General features: G+C 55.5%; 16 protein-coding genes. 12 read left to right on the forward strand and 4 right to left on the reverse strand.

All coding sequences use genetic code 11. From position 1 onward, the window contains the following. Positions 1-35 precede the first annotated feature (35 nt). From tgt to B3511_RS03840, 7 genes are all read left to right on the forward strand, one after another. Positions 36-1,163: a tRNA guanosine(34) transglycosylase Tgt gene (gene tgt / locus B3511_RS03810; protein WP_040076946.1), complete on the forward strand. Its 1,128-nt coding sequence runs from the start codon at positions 36-38 to the stop codon at positions 1,161-1,163. A gap of 22 nt (positions 1,164-1,185) precedes the next feature. Then, entirely contained in the window at positions 1,186-1,518 is a 333-nt protein-coding gene (gene yajC / locus B3511_RS03815; RefSeq protein ID WP_003859109.1) for a preprotein translocase subunit YajC, read from the forward strand. Positions 1,519-1,545: 27 nt separating this feature from the next. Continuing rightward, on the forward strand, positions 1,546-3,393 hold the full coding sequence (gene secD / locus B3511_RS03820) for a protein translocase subunit SecD (protein WP_046884474.1): 1,848 nt from the start codon (positions 1,546-1,548) through the stop codon (positions 3,391-3,393). A 10-nt stretch (positions 3,394-3,403) separates the two neighbouring features. After that, positions 3,404-4,375: a protein translocase subunit SecF gene (gene secF, locus B3511_RS03825; RefSeq protein ID WP_046884473.1), complete on the forward strand. Its 972-nt coding sequence runs from the start codon at positions 3,404-3,406 to the stop codon at positions 4,373-4,375. Between the two features lie 116 nt (positions 4,376-4,491). After that, positions 4,492-5,877, forward strand: a complete 1,386-nt coding sequence (locus B3511_RS03830) for a M24 family metallopeptidase (RefSeq protein WP_286777570.1) — start codon at positions 4,492-4,494, stop codon at positions 5,875-5,877. A 77-nt stretch (positions 5,878-5,954) separates the two neighbouring features. Continuing rightward, positions 5,955-6,320: a VOC family protein gene (locus B3511_RS03835; protein ID WP_040076942.1), complete on the forward strand. Its 366-nt coding sequence runs from the start codon at positions 5,955-5,957 to the stop codon at positions 6,318-6,320. Positions 6,321-6,342: 22 nt separating this feature from the next. Next, complete coding sequence (locus B3511_RS03840; RefSeq protein WP_040076941.1) at positions 6,343-7,023, forward strand: helix-turn-helix transcriptional regulator; 681 nt, start codon at positions 6,343-6,345, stop codon at positions 7,021-7,023. A 43-nt stretch (positions 7,024-7,066) separates the two neighbouring features. Here B3511_RS03840 and B3511_RS03845 read toward each other — a convergent pair whose 3' ends face one another. Together B3511_RS03845 and B3511_RS03850 are read right to left on the reverse strand one after the other, a co-directional pair. Next, a complete protein-coding gene (locus B3511_RS03845) occupies positions 7,067-7,951 on the reverse strand; it encodes a nucleoside-specific channel-forming protein Tsx (protein WP_263616374.1) in 885 nt (294 codons plus the stop codon). 263 nt (positions 7,952-8,214) lie between these two features. After that, positions 8,215-8,754 (reverse strand): DUF3251 domain-containing protein, encoded by a 540-nt coding sequence (locus tag B3511_RS03850; protein ID WP_286777571.1) that lies wholly within the window; start codon positions 8,752-8,754, stop codon positions 8,215-8,217. Positions 8,755-8,907: 153 nt separating this feature from the next. Here B3511_RS03850 and nrdR point away from each other — a divergent pair, with 153 nt between their 5' ends. From nrdR to thiL, 5 genes are all read left to right on the forward strand, one after another. Next, entirely contained in the window at positions 8,908-9,357 is a 450-nt protein-coding gene (gene nrdR, locus B3511_RS03855) for a transcriptional regulator NrdR (RefSeq protein WP_040076938.1), read from the forward strand. A gap of 4 nt (positions 9,358-9,361) precedes the next feature. Next, positions 9,362-10,465, forward strand: a complete 1,104-nt coding sequence (ribD, locus tag B3511_RS03860; RefSeq protein WP_286777572.1) for a bifunctional diaminohydroxyphosphoribosylaminopyrimidine deaminase/5-amino-6-(5-phosphoribosylamino)uracil reductase RibD — start codon at positions 9,362-9,364, stop codon at positions 10,463-10,465. Positions 10,466-10,552: 87 nt separating this feature from the next. Next, complete coding sequence (ribE, locus tag B3511_RS03865) at positions 10,553-11,023, forward strand: 6,7-dimethyl-8-ribityllumazine synthase (RefSeq protein ID WP_040076935.1); 471 nt, start codon at positions 10,553-10,555, stop codon at positions 11,021-11,023. A gap of 19 nt (positions 11,024-11,042) precedes the next feature. Continuing rightward, entirely contained in the window at positions 11,043-11,462 is a 420-nt protein-coding gene (gene nusB, locus B3511_RS03870; RefSeq protein WP_040076933.1) for a transcription antitermination factor NusB, read from the forward strand. 76 nt (positions 11,463-11,538) lie between these two features. Further along, entirely contained in the window at positions 11,539-12,513 is a 975-nt protein-coding gene (gene thiL / locus B3511_RS03875; RefSeq protein WP_286777573.1) for a thiamine-phosphate kinase, read from the forward strand. 40 nt (positions 12,514-12,553) lie between these two features. On the opposite strand, the gene B3511_RS03880 is transcribed toward thiL, so the two are convergent. Together B3511_RS03880 and dxs are read right to left on the reverse strand one after the other, a co-directional pair. Then, positions 12,554-13,528, reverse strand: coding sequence for an aldo/keto reductase (locus B3511_RS03880; RefSeq protein WP_286777574.1), 975 nt, complete (start codon positions 13,526-13,528; stop codon positions 12,554-12,556). 67 nt (positions 13,529-13,595) lie between these two features. Further along, positions 13,596-15,458: a 1-deoxy-D-xylulose-5-phosphate synthase gene (dxs, locus tag B3511_RS03885; RefSeq protein WP_286777575.1), complete on the reverse strand. Its 1,863-nt coding sequence runs from the start codon at positions 15,456-15,458 to the stop codon at positions 13,596-13,598. Between the last annotated feature and the right edge of the window lie 20 nt (positions 15,459-15,478).

Raw genomic sequence — 15,478 nt, forward strand, 5'->3', positions numbered from 1 at the left:
GTGTTGGACTGTTTTTCTGACACAGAGGAAAAAAAATGAAATTTGAACTCGATACCACCGACGGTCGCGCACGCCGCGGTCGCCTGGTGTTTGATCGCGGCGTGGTAGAAACCCCCGCGTTTATGCCTGTGGGCACCTACGGCACCGTAAAAGGGATGACGCCGGAAGAAGTTGAAGCCACTGGCGCACAAATCATCCTCGGTAACACCTTCCACCTCTGGCTGCGTCCTGGCCAGGAGATCATGAAGCTGCACGGCGATCTGCACGACTTCATGCAGTGGAAAGGCCCCATTCTTACCGATTCCGGCGGTTTCCAGGTCTTCAGCCTCGGCGATATCCGCAAAATCACCGAAAAGGGTGTGCACTTCCGTAACCCAATCAACGGCGACCCGATCTTCCTGGATCCTGAAAAATCGATGGAAATCCAGTACGATCTCGGCTCCGATATCGTGATGATCTTCGATGAATGTACGCCATACCCGGCAGACTGGGATTACGCGAAGCGTTCCATGGAGATGTCACTGCGCTGGGCGCAGCGTAGCCGCGACCGTTTTGACTCGCTCGGCAACAAAAATGCGCTGTTCGGCATTATCCAGGGCAGTGTTTACGAAGATTTACGTGATATCTCGGTTAAAGGTCTGGTAGAGATAGGTTTTGATGGCTACGCTGTCGGCGGTTTGGCTGTGGGTGAGCCGAAGGAAGACATGCACCGTATCCTGGAGCACGTCTGCCCGCAAATCCCGGCTGATAAACCGCGATACCTGATGGGTGTGGGTAAACCAGAAGATCTGGTTGAAGGCGTTCGTCGCGGTATTGATATGTTTGACTGCGTGATGCCAACCCGCAATGCCCGTAATGGTCACCTGTTCGTGACCGATGGCGTGGTAAAAATTCGTAATGCGAAGCATAAAAGCGACACCAGCCCACTCGACGCCGAGTGCGATTGCTATACCTGTCGCAATTATTCTCGCGCGTACCTGCATCATCTTGATCGTTGCAACGAGATTCTGGGCGCGCGTCTCAATACCATTCACAATCTTCGTTATTATCAGCGCTTAATGGCTGGTTTACGTAAGGCCATTGAAGAGGGTAAATTAGAGAGCTTCGTGACCGATTTCTACCAACGTCAGGGCCGTGCTGTACCACCTTTGAACGTTGATTAATTTTAATAATGAGGGAATTTAAATGAGCTTTTTTATTTCTGATGCGGTAGCAGCAACTGGCGCTCCGGCGCAGGGCAGCCCAATGTCTCTGATCCTGATGCTGGTTGTGTTCGGTCTGATCTTCTACTTCATGATCCTGCGTCCACAGCAGAAACGCACCAAAGAGCACAAAAACCTGATGAACTCCATTGCGAAAGGCGATGAAGTGCTGACCAACGGTGGCCTGGTGGGTCGCGTGACCAAAGTAGCGGAAAACGGCTACATTGCTATCGCCCTGAACGACACCACTGAAGTGGTTATCAAACGTGACTTCGTAGCTGCCGTTCTGCCGAAAGGCACCATGAAGGCGCTGTAATCCAACCATTTCCCAAAGGGAACTGCCGTGTTAAACCGTTATCCTTTGTGGAAGTACATCATGCTGGTCGTCGTGATTATCGTCGGCCTGCTGTACGCGCTTCCCAACCTGTATGGTGAGGATCCGGCTGTTCAAATCACTGGCGCGCGCGGTGTCGCCGCCAGTGAGCAAACGCTGATCCAGGTCCAGAAAACGTTACAAGAAGAAAAAATTACCGCTAAGTCTGTGGCACTGGAAGAGGGCGCTATTCTTGCTCGCTTCGACTCCACCGATACGCAGCTCCGCGCTCGTGAAGCGCTGATGGGCGTGATGGGTGATAAATATGTCGTGGCGCTGAACCTTGCTCCTGCAACTCCGCGTTGGCTGGCTGCGCTAAACGCAGAGCCAATGAAACTCGGTCTCGACCTGCGTGGCGGTGTGCACTTCCTGATGGAAGTGGATATGGATACCGCGCTGGGCAAGCTGCAGGAACAGAACATCGACAGCCTGCGCAGCGATCTGCGTGATAAAGGCATCCCTTACACCACCGTGCGTAAGGAAGAGAACTACGGCATGAGCATCGCGTTCCGCGACGGCTCTGCACGCGACCAGGCGGTCACTTACCTGACGTCGCGTCACCGCGATCTGGTGATCACCTCGCAGGGCAGCAACCAGCTGCGCGCCGTGATGACGGATGCCCGTCTGAGCGAAGCGCGTGAATACGCCGTTCAGCAGAACATCAACATTCTGCGTAACCGTGTAAACCAGCTGGGGGTAGCCGAGCCGCTGGTACAGCGTCAGGGTGCTGACCGTATCGTGGTTGAACTGCCTGGTATTCAGGATACCGCGCGTGCGAAGGAGATTCTGGGCGCGACCGCGACCCTGGAGTTCCGTCTGGTAAACACCAACGTTGACCAGTCCGCAGCCGCCTCTGGCCGCGTACCGGGCGACTCTGAAGTGAAGCAGACCCGTGAAGGTCAGCCGGTGGTGATGTACAAACGTGTGATCCTGACCGGTGACCACATTACCGACTCCACTTCCAGCCAGGATGAATACAACCAGCCGCAGGTGAACATCTCGCTTGATAGCGCAGGTGGCAACATCATGTCTAACTTCACTAAGGACAACATCGGTAAACCGATGGCAACCCTGTTCGTGGAGTATAAAGACAGCGGTAAGAAAGATGCGAACGGTCGCTCAGTGCTGGTGAAAGAGGAAGAGGTGATTAACATCGCCAATATCCAGTCCCGACTGGGTAACAGCTTCCGTATCACCGGTATCAACAACCCGAACGAAGCACGTCAGCTGTCGCTGCTGCTGCGTGCCGGTGCGCTGATTGCGCCAATCCAGATTGTTGAAGAGCGTACCATTGGTCCAACCCTGGGTATGCAGAACATCAAACAGGGTCTGGAAGCCTGTCTGGCCGGTCTGGTGGTCTCCATCATCTTCATGATCTTCTTCTATAAGAAGTTTGGTCTGATCGCGACAAGCGCGCTGGTGGCGAACCTGGTCCTGATTATCGGCATCATGTCTCTGCTTCCGGGGGCGACGCTGACCATGCCGGGTATTGCGGGTATCGTTCTTACCCTTGCGGTGGCGGTCGACGCCAACGTACTGATAAACGAACGTATCAAAGAAGAGCTAAGCAACGGTCGTTCTGTGCAGCAGGCGATTGAAGAGGGCTACAAAGGGGCGTTCAGCTCCATCTTCGATGCGAACGTAACAACACTGATTAAGGTTCTTATCCTGTATGCAGTGGGTACTGGCGCTATCAAAGGCTTTGCGATTACTACCGGTATCGGTGTAGCAACGTCAATGTTTACCGCTATTGTCGGCACCCGTGCCATCGTGAACCTGCTGTACGGCGGCAAGCGCGTTAAAAAGCTGTCTATCTGAGGAGTGCGTTGTGGCACAGGAATATACTGTTGAACAATTAAACCACGGCCGTAAAGTCTGGGACTTTATGCGCTGGGACTACTGGGCCTTCGGCATATCAGGTTTTCTGCTGATTCTGTCCATCGTCATTATGGGCGTGAAAGGCTTCAACTGGGGTCTGGACTTCACCGGTGGTACGGTGATTGAAATCACCCTGGAAAAACCGGTCGATATGGACCAGATGCGCGAATCGCTGCAGAAAGCGGGCTTTGAAGAGCCGCTGCTGCAGAACTTCGGCAGCAGCCGCGACATCATGGTGCGTATGCCACCGGTACACGATGCCAACGGCAGCCAGGAGCTGGGCAGCAAGGTCGTTCAGGTTATCAATGAATCGACCAGCCAGAATGCAACGGTTAAGCGTATTGAGTTTGTTGGCCCGAGCGTGGGTGCAGACCTGGCCCAGACCGGTGCCATGGCGCTGCTGGTGGCGCTGATCTCCATCCTCGTTTACGTTGGCTTCCGCTTCGAGTGGCGCCTGGCGGCCGGGGTGGTTATTGCTCTGGCGCACGACGTGGTGATCACCATGGGCGTATTGTCGCTGTTCCACATTGAGATTGACCTGACGATTGTGGCATCCCTGATGTCCGTTATCGGTTACTCACTGAACGACAGTATCGTGGTATCTGACCGTATCCGTGAAAACTTCCGTAAGATCCGTCGCGGTACGCCGTACGAAATCTTTAACGTGTCGTTGACCCAGACGCTGCACCGTACCTTGATCACCTCCGGGACCACCTTGATGGTGATCCTGATGCTGTATCTTTTCGGTGGCCCGGTACTGGAAGGCTTCTCGCTGACCATGCTGATTGGTGTCTCTATCGGTACGGCGTCGTCCATTTACGTGGCGTCCGCACTGGCACTGAAACTCGGCATGAAGCGTGAGCACCTGATCCAGCAGAAGGTCGAAAAAGAAGGGGCGGATCAGCCGTCCATTCTGCCGTAAAGGCAACAGCGCGTTAAAACAGAATCCCGGTCGCAAGGCCGGGATTTTTTTTGGTACAGCGCGTACGGATTTGGGTACTCTCCAGTGTGAATGCGAAATGACATGGAGCAATACCGATGGCCGTCATCACCCTCTCATCTGTTCCCCAACCGACCCTCTGGCACGATGTGCCATCTGTAACGCTAAGCGATGAAACGCTGCAGCAGCGCAAGGCGAAAGTCCTTAGCCGCATGGTACAGCAGGGGCTGGATACGCTGGTTATCTATGCCGACAAAGAGCACGGCGGCAATTTTGAATATCTCACCGGGTTTATCCCGCGCTTTGAAGAGGCGCTCCTGATACTGCAACAGACGGGGGAGGCGGCCCTGGTGCTGGGTAATGAAAACCTTAAGCTGGCGGCGCATGCCCGACTGGCGAACCGCGTTATCCATGCGCCGTGGTTTTCACTGCCAAACCAGCCGATGGATAATCAGCACTCCTTCCCGGAGTTGCTTCGTGAGGCGGGGCTCTCAGGCGCGAACACCGTTGGGCTGGCGGGCTGGAAGCTATTTACTGGCGCGCGCGACGACAGTTTGCAGATGTTCGATCTCCCCGCGTTTATTGTCGATGCCCTGCGTCTGGCGGCACCTCAGGCGCGGTTATGCAATGCAACGGGGATCTTTATCTCGCCCGAGAGTGGCGCCCGCATCACCAATAATGCAAACGAACTGGCGCACTACGAATACGGTGCCAATCTCGCCTCCACGGCAATTCTCACGGCGCTGAATGCCATCGCGCCCGGTAAAACCGAGAAGCAGATCGGCGCGCTGCTGGCGGCAGAGGGGCAGGCTAATAACGTGGTGATGATTGCCGCCACTGGCGAGCGCTTTGCTGATGCCAGGCTCTATCCGGGGGACAAAATTATTCAGCGCGGAGATAAATTCTCGCTGACGACCGGTTATAAAGGCGGCTTAAGCAGCCGTGCGGCTTATGTGGTGGCAGATGAAAATGAGCTAACACCGGCGGTAGCAGACTACCTCGAGGTGGTCGCCAAACCCTATTTCAATGCGGTGGTCTGTTGGCTGCAGCATCTGCGTATTGGCCTGCGTGGCGGTGAGATGTATGACCTGGTCGAACGGGTGTTGCCGAAAGCAGACTACCACTGGCATCTTAATCCGGGACATCTGGTGGCGGATGAGGAGTGGCTCTGTTCCCCCATTGGCCCGAATTCAGCCGCGACGTTACAAAGCGGTATGATCCTGCAGATCGATATCATTCCCTCCCGCGCGGGGTACGCCGGCGCCAGCATTGAAGATACCGTGGCGCTGGCGGATGAAGCGCTTCGCCACGAGATTCAGACCGCCTGGCCTGCGCTCTGGCAGCGTATTTGTACGCGCCGGGCCTATATTCAGACGCAGCTGGGCATCAGGCTGCCCGAGCAGGTTTTACCGCTCTCTAATACCGTCGGTTATCTGCGCCCGTGGCTGCTAAATCAATCACTTGCCCTTATTTTTACTGAGTGAGCCACTCTGCTGACAGTATGCTGTCAGGAGGCCAGGCGTACACTCCTTCTGAACTTACTCAACAGGCAGGAGGATGTATGAATAACGTCATTAACTGGTTTGAGATTGCGGTTACGGATATGGAGCGGGCCATTGCCTTTTATGAGCCGGTGATGCAGGTCTCGCTAAAACGTGAGGCGATGGACTGCGCGGAACTGGCCGTGTTCCCGCACGATGATCCGGCCGTCGGCGGTGCGCTGGCTAAATTTGACGGCATTGCGCCGTCGCAGCAAGGGGCGATTATCTATCTTCATACCTCAAACCTTGCGGCAACGCTCGATCGCGTGGCCTCAGCCGGGGGAGAATGTGTTTTCGGCCCGCTGGTCCTGCCGCGCGGCATTGGCACTATTGCGCTGTTTACGGACAGCGAAGGCAACCGGGTAGGGCTCCATCAGCCCGCCTGATAACAAGTGAAGGTGAAAATCGATGACCCGACGCGCTGACCGCCTGTTTCAGATCGTACAGATTCTGCGGGGCAGACGGCTGACCACCGCCGCGCTGCTCGCTGAACGACTGGGCGTGTCGGCGCGCACGGTGTATCGCGATATCCGCGATCTGTCGCTGTCGGGCGTGCCGATAGAGGGCGAAGCCGGAAGTGGTTATCGACTGCTGTCGGGCTTTGATTTGCCGCCGTTGATGTTGACTAACCGCGAGTCCGAAGCGCTGATCGTTGCCATTCGCCTGCTCAAAACCTGGGGAGGTGAGTCGCTCTCAAAAGAACTGGAGTCGGCGCAGGAGAAAGTGCTCGCTATTTTGCCCGAAGAGAGCCGTCGCAAGGCCGAGCAGACCCGCATTTACGCGCCGGATATTGCCCTGCAACCCCATTCGAGAAGCGGCTTTGATGTCATTCATCAGGCGATATCTTCCCAGCAGGTGCTCGCGTTACATTATCGGGATGAGGCCGGGCAGCTCTCCTGGCGGGAGGTGCAGCCGTTAGGGCTGTTTTTCTGGGGAGAGCACTGGCTACTCGCAGCCTGGTGTGAGCGACGCAATGACTACCGCTGTTTTCGCCTCGACCGTTGCCTGACCATCACCCTGACTGGGCGACGCTTCAGCGAAAGTGCAGAACGTTCTCTGGCCGACTTTTTGCGTAAAGTGAAGCAATAAAAAAGCCAGCCCGGAGGCTGGCTTTCATACATTGAAGCGATGCTTAGAAGTTGTAACCGACAACCAGATAACCACCCCAGCCGGTAGTACGTGTGTTGAAGTTGCCATTGCCAAAGTTCAGCTCAGCATCGTCGTTCCACTGACCACCGTTGTGCCAGTAACGCGCAACAACAGAGTAATGCCAGTGATCGTAGTTCAGCGCCAGAATGTGGCTGGAGGCGATAGAGTCGTTGGTACGGGATTTATTGCCGTTCAGATCGGTGGCGCTGTCATCGCCTAAATCGGAACCCCAGTCAAAGTTGGTGAAGCCGATGTAGCTCAGGTTACCGCCCCACAGCTGGGTAATCGGCACGAAGTATTTCACTTTGAAACGGTAGCCATCCCACTCGTTTTCGTTCGCAGCACCGTAGTTCTGCCACTGGTATTTCGCGTACACGTTCAGGGAGAGGCTCATCGGCAGACCGGTATCGATGTCGGTACCCAGACCCATATACCAGGTGCTCTGGCGGCCATCTTTATTGCGACCCATGTCGTAGATGTAGTTGTTCGCGATGTACCACTCTTTGAATGGACCAAAGCTCAGGTCGGTGCCGGTCAGCTTATCGATAGAGAAACGCGGCTCGATCTCCATGAACAGCGGAGAGCCGTGGTTCCAGATACCTTTCGCATCAGTGTTACCACCGAAGAATACCGGCGCATCCAGGTAACCATAGAAATCAAACCAGTCTTTCTTGGCAAACGCTTCGTATTCAAGGTAGGTATCGTTACGGATCTGAGGTCCGAAGCGGGTGTGGTAGCTACCGACCACGTTCACGCTCTGGTGCCACCAGTCGGAGACATATTCAGGTTTATCGTTTTCCGCTGCGTTAACAGAGAAAGTGGTTGAGAGCGCCAGAACTGCGCCAGCTGCCAGTAATGTTTTTTTCATAATGATGCCACTGATTTGAAATCCCTTACGGGAGTGAAAAATGCGCGAATAGCGTTTCTAAATATTTCGTGTTTCTGCGAGCCTATTATAGGAATCCGTGCTCACAAAAATATGTGTTGTTTCACATATCTCTCACATACGTAATCGATTGCGTTCACGTTTGCGTACTTTAAACGGAGCGGATTGTACTGGCAAACATTTATGTTGCCAATCTTTGCGGAATTTAAATGAAAGCGGAACGTGGTTACGTTCCGCTGAAGAGATTACTGCGCGACGGGCTGGATATCGTGGATGCGGACAAAACTGAGCTGTTCTGGGGTAACGCCATTCAACTGCAGTGGGATATCCACATCGCTCGGGGCGAGTACGCTGGCCGGCGCATTAATCAGCTGGCTTTGCACATTCACCTCCTGGAAATTATCTGTGGTGCCCTGGATCTGGCCCCACTCCACGGTGCCGCTAAAAGCGGGTAAGGGATCGTTAGACTCGCCCTGAATGCGCAGCGTGGCACGGGTACCGTCAGCATTGGGCGCCACGTCTACCAACGACATTCGCAGCGTGCCGATCTGGCTTTTCAGCCGCGCCGGAGTGTTAGCGCCCGGTAGCAGATAAACACCGCTGGTCGATTTCACATTCAGCGCGTTCTGCTGAGTGATCTTTACGGTTTCCTGGTTGAGCTCGCTCATGGTCTGGTTTAGCGCGCTCACGCTCTGGTTCATCTGGCGAACTTCGCTTTGCTGTGCACAGGCGCTAAGGCTAAAGAGGCTCCCCACCAGGAGAATTTTCAGGTAACGTCTTGTCATTGCGTTTAATTCCTTGAAATAACGGATGGTGATAATCGTAGCCAACGAAGCAAGGCAGGGTATAGATCCATTATCTCAAAAACGCTCTTCCTTTGTTGTCAGCCCAGTTCAGGGTAAAATGGAACTCAGTTAACCCGAAAGTCAGGACACCGTATGCATTGCCCATTCTGTCTCGCCGTGGATACCAAAGTAATCGACTCCCGTCTGGTGGGGGAAGGCTCCTCCGTACGCCGCCGCCGGCAATGCCTGGTATGCAACGAACGTTTTACTACCTTTGAAGTGGCAGAGCTGGTTATGCCGCGGGTAGTGAAAAGCAACGATATTCGCGAACCCTTCAATGAAGAGAAGCTGCGAAGTGGAATGCTGAAAGCGCTGGAAAAACGCCCCGTCAGCGCAGATGACGTCGAAACGGCACTTAACCACATCAAATCCCATCTGCGCGGTACCGGTGAGCGCGAAGTGCCGAGCAAGATGATCGGCAACCTGGTGATGGAGCAGCTGAAAAAGCTCGATAAAGTGGCCTATATCCGCTTCGCTTCTGTCTACCGCAGCTTCGAAGATATTAAAGAATTTGGCGAAGAGATCGCCCGCCTACAGGATTAAGCCCATGCAGGATGAAATGTACATGGCGCGAGCCTTAAAGCTGGCGCAGCGCGGACGTTTTACTACCCATCCCAATCCCAACGTTGGCTGTGTAATTGTGAAAGAGGGCGAAATCGTCGGAGAAGGTTTTCACTTTCGCGCCGGCGAGCCGCATGCCGAAGTACACGCCCTGCGGATGGCCGGCGAGAAGGCGCGTGGGGCGACGGCTTACGTGACGCTTGAGCCTTGCAGCCATCATGGGCGCACGCCACCCTGCTGTGAAGCGCTGATTAACGCAGGGGTGACGCGTGTGGTGGCAGCGATGCAGGATCCTAATCCGCAGGTAGCCGGCCGTGGATTGTTCCGCCTGCAGCAGGAAGGGATTGAGGTGAGTCATGGCCTGATGATGCAGGACGCCGAAGCCATTAATAAAGGTTTCCTGAAGCGCATGCGGACGGGCTTTCCCTTTATTCAGTTAAAGCTCGGCGCCTCTCTTGATGGCCGTACGGCGATGGCCAACGGCGAGAGCCAGTGGATCACTTCTGCGCAATCAAGGCGAGATGTGCAACGTCTGCGCGCGCAAAGCCATGCTATTCTCACCACCAGTGACACCGTGCTGGCGGATAACCCGTCAATGACCGTGCGCTGGGACGAACTTTCTGCCGATACGCAGTCCTGCTATTCCCAGGATGACCTGCGTCAGCCGCTTCGCATCGTGCTGGACCGCCAAAACCGCGTCACGCCAGAGCATCGTATTGTCCAGCAGCCAGGTGAAACGCTTTTTGTCCGCACCGGGGAAGATAGCCGCGCATGGCCGGAGGGCGTTCGAACGCTGATTGTACCCGAGCATAATGGCCACCTCGATCTGGTAGTACTTATGATGCAGCTCGGCAGGCAGCAGGTGAACAGCATCTGGGTTGAAGCAGGGCCGACCCTTGCCGGGGCGCTACTGCAGGCGGGGCTGGTGGATGAACTCATTGTTTACGTTGCCCCTAAACTGTTAGGCAACGACGCGCGTGGTCTGTTTGTCCTGCCGGGCCTTGAAAAACTGGCCGATGCACCGCAGCTTAAGTTCAGCGAGATACGCCCGATTGGACCCGATATTTGCCTGCATTTAATTCCCGCGTAAGGCTTACTGAAATAGGGAAGCAGTACGCAAATTATTATGATAAAATCCGCCCCCCTGCGGGGCCAAATGAACCCGTTAAGGAAGAGTATGAACATTATTGAAGCCGCTGTTGCTACCCCGGACGCTCGCGTCGCCATCACCATTGCGCGTTTTAACAACTTCATCAACGACAGCCTGCTGGAAGGTGCGGTAGACGCCCTGAAACGTATCGGTCAGGTGAAAGACGAAAATATTACCGTTGTCTGGGTTCCAGGCGCTTATGAACTGCCGCTGGCAGCAGGCGCGCTGGCGAAAACCGGCAAGTATGATGCGGTAATTGCGCTGGGTACGGTTATTCGTGGCGGTACCGCGCACTTTGAATATGTAGCAGGCGGTGCCAGCAATGGTCTGCTGCACGTTGCGCAGGATGCTGAAATTCCTGTCGCGTTTGGCGTGCTCACCACTGAAAGTATTGAACAAGCTATCGAACGCGCTGGCACCAAAGCCGGTAACAAAGGTGCAGAAGCTGCACTGACCGCGCTTGAAATGATTAATGTATTGAAAGCCATCAAGGCCTGATTTTTGTAAGGGGAATTCCGTGAAACCTGCTGCTCGTCGCCGCGCCCGTGAATGTGCCGTCCAGGCACTTTACTCCTGGCAGTTGTCCCAGAACGACATCGCTGATGTTGAATACCAGTTCCTGGCGGAACAAGACGTCAAAGGCGTTGATGTCCTGTACTTCCGTGAACTGCTGTCGGGAGTGGCGACTAATAGCGCGTATCTCGACGGACTGATGAAGCCATACCTGTCCCGTCTGCTCGAAGAGCTGGGCCAGGTTGAGAAAGCCGTACTGCGTATCGCCCTGTTCGAACTGTCCAAACGTGACGATGTGCCGTACAAAGTGGCCATCAACGAAGCGATCGAACTGGCGAAAACCTTCGGTGCTGAAGACAGCCATAAATTCGTCAATGGCGTGCTGGATAAAGCCGCTCCTGCGATCCGTCCCCACAAAAAGTGATCCGCAAACCGGAGTACTGTGCTGCCTTCGTGCGGTGTAGTCTCCGGTTTTTTCTTTTCTTAGCGAGGCATAACGTATGGCATGCGGCGAATTCTCCCTGATTGCCCGTTATTTTGACCGCGTCAGATCTTCTCGTCGTGATGTTGAAACCGGCATCGGTGACGACTGCGCACTGCTCAATATTCCGGAAAAACAGACGCTGGCCATCAGCACCGATACGCTGGTGTGTGGCAACCATTTTCTGGCGGACATCGATCCTGCCGATCTGGCGTACAAAGCGCTGGCGGTGAACGTCAGCGATCTGGCGGCGATGGGGGCCGACCCGGCGTGGTTAACGTTGGCGCTCACCCTGCCGAAGGTAGATGAAGCGTGGCTGGAAGCGTTCAGCGATGCCCTTTTCGAGCAGCTTAACTACTACGATATGCAGCTGATTGGCGGCGATACCACAGCGGGCCCGCTGTCGATGACGCTGGCGATCCACGGCTATGTCCCGGCTGGACGGGCTCTGAAGCGCTCAGGCGCGAAGCCGGGAGACTGGATCTATGTGACCGGAACCCCTGGCGACAGTGCGGCCGGGCTGGCGATTTTACAAGACCGTCTGGTGGTCGAAGAGGCTGCTGATGCCGACTACCTGATAAAACGTCATCTGCGTCCGACGCCACGCATTCTTCATGGGCAGGCGCTACGGGATCGTGCCAGTGCGGCAATCGATCTCTCTGATGGCTTGATTTCCGATCTTGGCCACATACTTAAGGCCAGCGGCGTTGGAGCGCGTGTCGATCTCGATACCTTCCCGCTTTCGGCGCCGCTGCGCCGCCATGCTGAGCCTGAACAGGCTCTACGCTGGGCGCTCTCGGGTGGTGAAGACTACGAGCTGTGTTTCACCGTGCCTGAACTGAATCGCGGTACGCTGGATGTGGCCCTTGGCCATCTGGGCGTTCCCTTTACCTGTATCGGCCAGATCCTGCCGGAAAGCGAAGGGATGCAGTTTGTGCGTGACGGAGAGCCTGTCACGCTGGACTGGAAAGGCTACGATCACTTCGCACAGTGAATAGTGTGTCCCCTCTCCTTGCGGGAGAGGGGATTCGGGGTTATTTAAACCCCACGACCGGATGCTGCTGATAGGGCGTCTCGAGTTCGGCGATCTGCTCCGGCGTAAGTGTTAGCTCAACCGCACGCAGCAACTCATCCAGCTGATCCTCGCGTGAAGCACCAATAATCGGTGCCGCGACCCCACGTTTACTCAGCAACCATGCCAGCGCCACCTGCGCGCGGGTTGCATGGGTCTCTTCTGCAATGGCGGCCAGACGTTCGGCGATCTGCGCATCGTTGGCGTCACTTTCTAAATAGAGGGTTTTGCCAAACTCGTCCGAAACCGAGCGGGCCGTCGTCTCGCCCCAGGGACGGGTTAACCTGCCGCGCGCCAGCGGGCTCCAGGGGATCACCGCAACGCCTTCCTGATAGCAGAGCGGCAGCATCTCGCGCTCCTCTTCCCGATAGATGAGGTTATAGTGATTCTGCATTGTCACGAAGCGCGCCCAGCCATGTTGTGCCTGTAAATCCAGCGCCTGGGCAAACTGCGCAGCGTGCATGGAGGATGCGCCGATAAAACGTGCTTTCCCGACTTTAACCACGTCGTTCAGCGCTTCGAGCGTCTCTTCGATAGGGGTGTTGTAATCCCAGCGATGGATTTGCAGCAGATCCACATAATCCATATTCAGCCGACGCAGGCTATCGTCAATCGATCGCAGAATCTGTGCGCGGGAGAGCCCTTCCGGCAGGTCGCCTACCTGATGGTAAACCTTAGTGGCGACAACCACCTCGTCCCGACGTGCAAAGTCGCGCAGGGCGCGACCGACAATCTCTTCGCTGCTGCCGTCGGAATAGCTGTTTGCGGTATCAAAAAAGGTAATGCCGCCATCAAGGGCGTGCTTGATGAGCAGGCGACTGCTCTCTTCCGGCAGCGTCCAGGCGTGTTTACCCCGATCCGGCTCGCCAAATGTCATACAGCCCAGACAAAGACGGGAAACCTTAAGGTCTGTTTTTCCTAATGTTGTATATTGCACGGTTCCACTCCTGCTGTTTTAAACATGAGGTTTAAGCATAGCAGGAGCGGAAAGGGGAGAGGTGGGGTCAGGCCAGCCAGCTGCGAATTCTGGCTTCGATACCGGCAGCATCAAGACCAATTTCTGCGCGGGCTTCATCCTGGGTGCCCTGGGCAATGAAGTGATCCGGCAGACCAAGGTTCAACACCGGTACTGGCTTGCGGTTCGCCATCAGCACTTCGTTCACGCCGCTGCCCGCGCCGCCCATAATCGCGTTCTCTTCCAGCGTGACCAGCATCTCGTGACTGGCGGCCATTTCAAGGATAAGCGCCTCGTCGAGCGGTTTCACAAAGCGCATATCAACCAGAGTCGCGTTTAGCGCGTCGGCGGCCTGAGCGGCTTCCGGCATCAGCGTGCCGAAGTTCAGGATCGCGACCTTTTCACCGCGACGCCTGATGACGCCTTTGCCAATCGCCATTTTTTGCAGAGGTTCAAGCTCAACGCCCAGCGCGTTACCGCGCGGGTAGCGAACCGCACTTGGACCGTCCTGATAGTGATAGCCGGTAAACAGCATCTGACGACATTCGTTTTCATCAGACGGGGTCATGATCACCATGTCAGGAATACAGCGCAGGAACGACAGATCGAATGCGCCCTGATGGGTCTGGCCGTCGGCACCGACAATGCCTGCGCGGTCGATAGCAAACAGCACCGGAAGCTTCTGGATAGCCACGTCGTGGATCACCTGATCGTAGGCGCGCTGCAGGAAGGTAGAGTAGATCGCCACGATCGGGTTATAGCCGCCAATCGCCAGACCAGCCGCGAAGGTCACCGCGTGTTGCTCGGCGATCGCCACGTCAAAATATTGATCCGGATATTTTTTAGAGAACTCAACCATGCCGGAGCCTTCGCGCATGGCGGGCGTAACGGCCATCAGCTTGTTATCTTTCGCTGCGGTTTCACACAGCCAGTCACCAAAGATTTTGGAGTAGCTCGGCATGCCGCCGCTGCTTTTCGGCAGACAGCCGCTAGTCGGGTCAAACTTCGGTACCGCGTGGAAAGTGATCGGATCTTTTTCCGCCGGTTCGTATCCGCGACCTTTTTTGGTCATGATATGCAGGAACTGCGGGCCTTTGAGGTCTCGCATGTTCTTGAGCGTAGTGACCAGCCCCAGCACATCGTGGCCATCGACCGGACCGATATAGTTAAAGCCCAGCTCTTCAAACAGCGTGCCTGGCACGACCATGCCTTTGATATGTTCTTCCGTACGCTTGAGCAGCTCTTTGATCGGCGGTACACCGGAGAAGACTTTTTTACCGCCTTCACGCAGGGTGGAATAGAGCTTACCGGAGAGCAGTTGCGCCAGATGATTATTGAGCGCGCCGACATTCTCGGAGATCGACATTTCGTTGTCGTTCAGCACCACCAGCATATCCGGTTTGATATCGCCCGCATGGTTCATTGCCTCGAAGGCCATACCCGCGGTGATCGCCCCGTCACCAATTACGCAGACGGTACGGCGCTGCTTGTTCTCTTTCTCTGCCGCGACGGCAATGCCGATACCGGCGGAAATCGAGGTGGAGGAGTGACCGACGCTTAAGACGTCGTATTCGCTCTCACCGCGCCAGGGGAACGGATGCAGCCCCCCTTTCTGGCGAATGGTGCCAATTTTATCGCGACGGCCAGTAAGAATTTTATGCGGATAAGCCTGATGGCCAACATCCCAAATCAGCTGATCGAAGGGGGTATTGTAGACGTAGTGCAGCGCTACGGTGAGCTCCACCGTGCCAAGCCCGGAGGCGAAGTGGCCGCTGGAACGACTTACGCTGTCGAGCAGATAGCGACGTAACTCATCGCACAGCTTCGGCAGGCTCTCTTTCGGCAACAGACGCAACTCCTGGGTGGAGTCAACCAACGCCAGTGTCGGGTATTTGGCAATATCAAAACTCATCAAAGGCTCATCGAGATATA

Origin of the sequence: Leclercia sp. UBA1284 (assembly GCF_002308415.1) — a bacterium.
Lineage (GTDB): Bacteria > Pseudomonadota > Gammaproteobacteria > Enterobacterales > Enterobacteriaceae > Enterobacter > Enterobacter pneumoniae.

Coding starts and splice junctions, on each gene's coding strand:
- tgt (WP_040076946.1), top strand. CDS start 36: ATGAAATTTGAACTCGATACCACCGACGGTCGCGCACGCCGCGGTCGC.
- yajC (WP_003859109.1), top strand. CDS start 1,186: ATGAGCTTTTTTATTTCTGATGCGGTAGCAGCAACTGGCGCTCCGGCG.
- B3511_RS03830 (WP_286777570.1), top strand. CDS start 4,492: ATGGCCGTCATCACCCTCTCATCTGTTCCCCAACCGACCCTCTGGCAC.
- B3511_RS03835 (WP_040076942.1), top strand. CDS start 5,955: ATGAATAACGTCATTAACTGGTTTGAGATTGCGGTTACGGATATGGAG.
- B3511_RS03840 (WP_040076941.1), top strand. CDS start 6,343: ATGACCCGACGCGCTGACCGCCTGTTTCAGATCGTACAGATTCTGCGG.
- B3511_RS03845 (WP_263616374.1), bottom strand. CDS start 7,951: ATGAAAAAAACATTACTGGCAGCTGGCGCAGTTCTGGCGCTCTCAACC.
- B3511_RS03850 (WP_286777571.1), bottom strand. CDS start 8,754: ATGACAAGACGTTACCTGAAAATTCTCCTGGTGGGGAGCCTCTTTAGC.
- nrdR (WP_040076938.1), top strand. CDS start 8,908: ATGCATTGCCCATTCTGTCTCGCCGTGGATACCAAAGTAATCGACTCC.
- ribD (WP_286777572.1), top strand. CDS start 9,362: ATGCAGGATGAAATGTACATGGCGCGAGCCTTAAAGCTGGCGCAGCGC.
- ribE (WP_040076935.1), top strand. CDS start 10,553: ATGAACATTATTGAAGCCGCTGTTGCTACCCCGGACGCTCGCGTCGCC.
- thiL (WP_286777573.1), top strand. CDS start 11,539: ATGGCATGCGGCGAATTCTCCCTGATTGCCCGTTATTTTGACCGCGTC.
- dxs (WP_286777575.1), bottom strand. CDS start 15,458: ATGAGTTTTGATATTGCCAAATACCCGACACTGGCGTTGGTTGACTCC.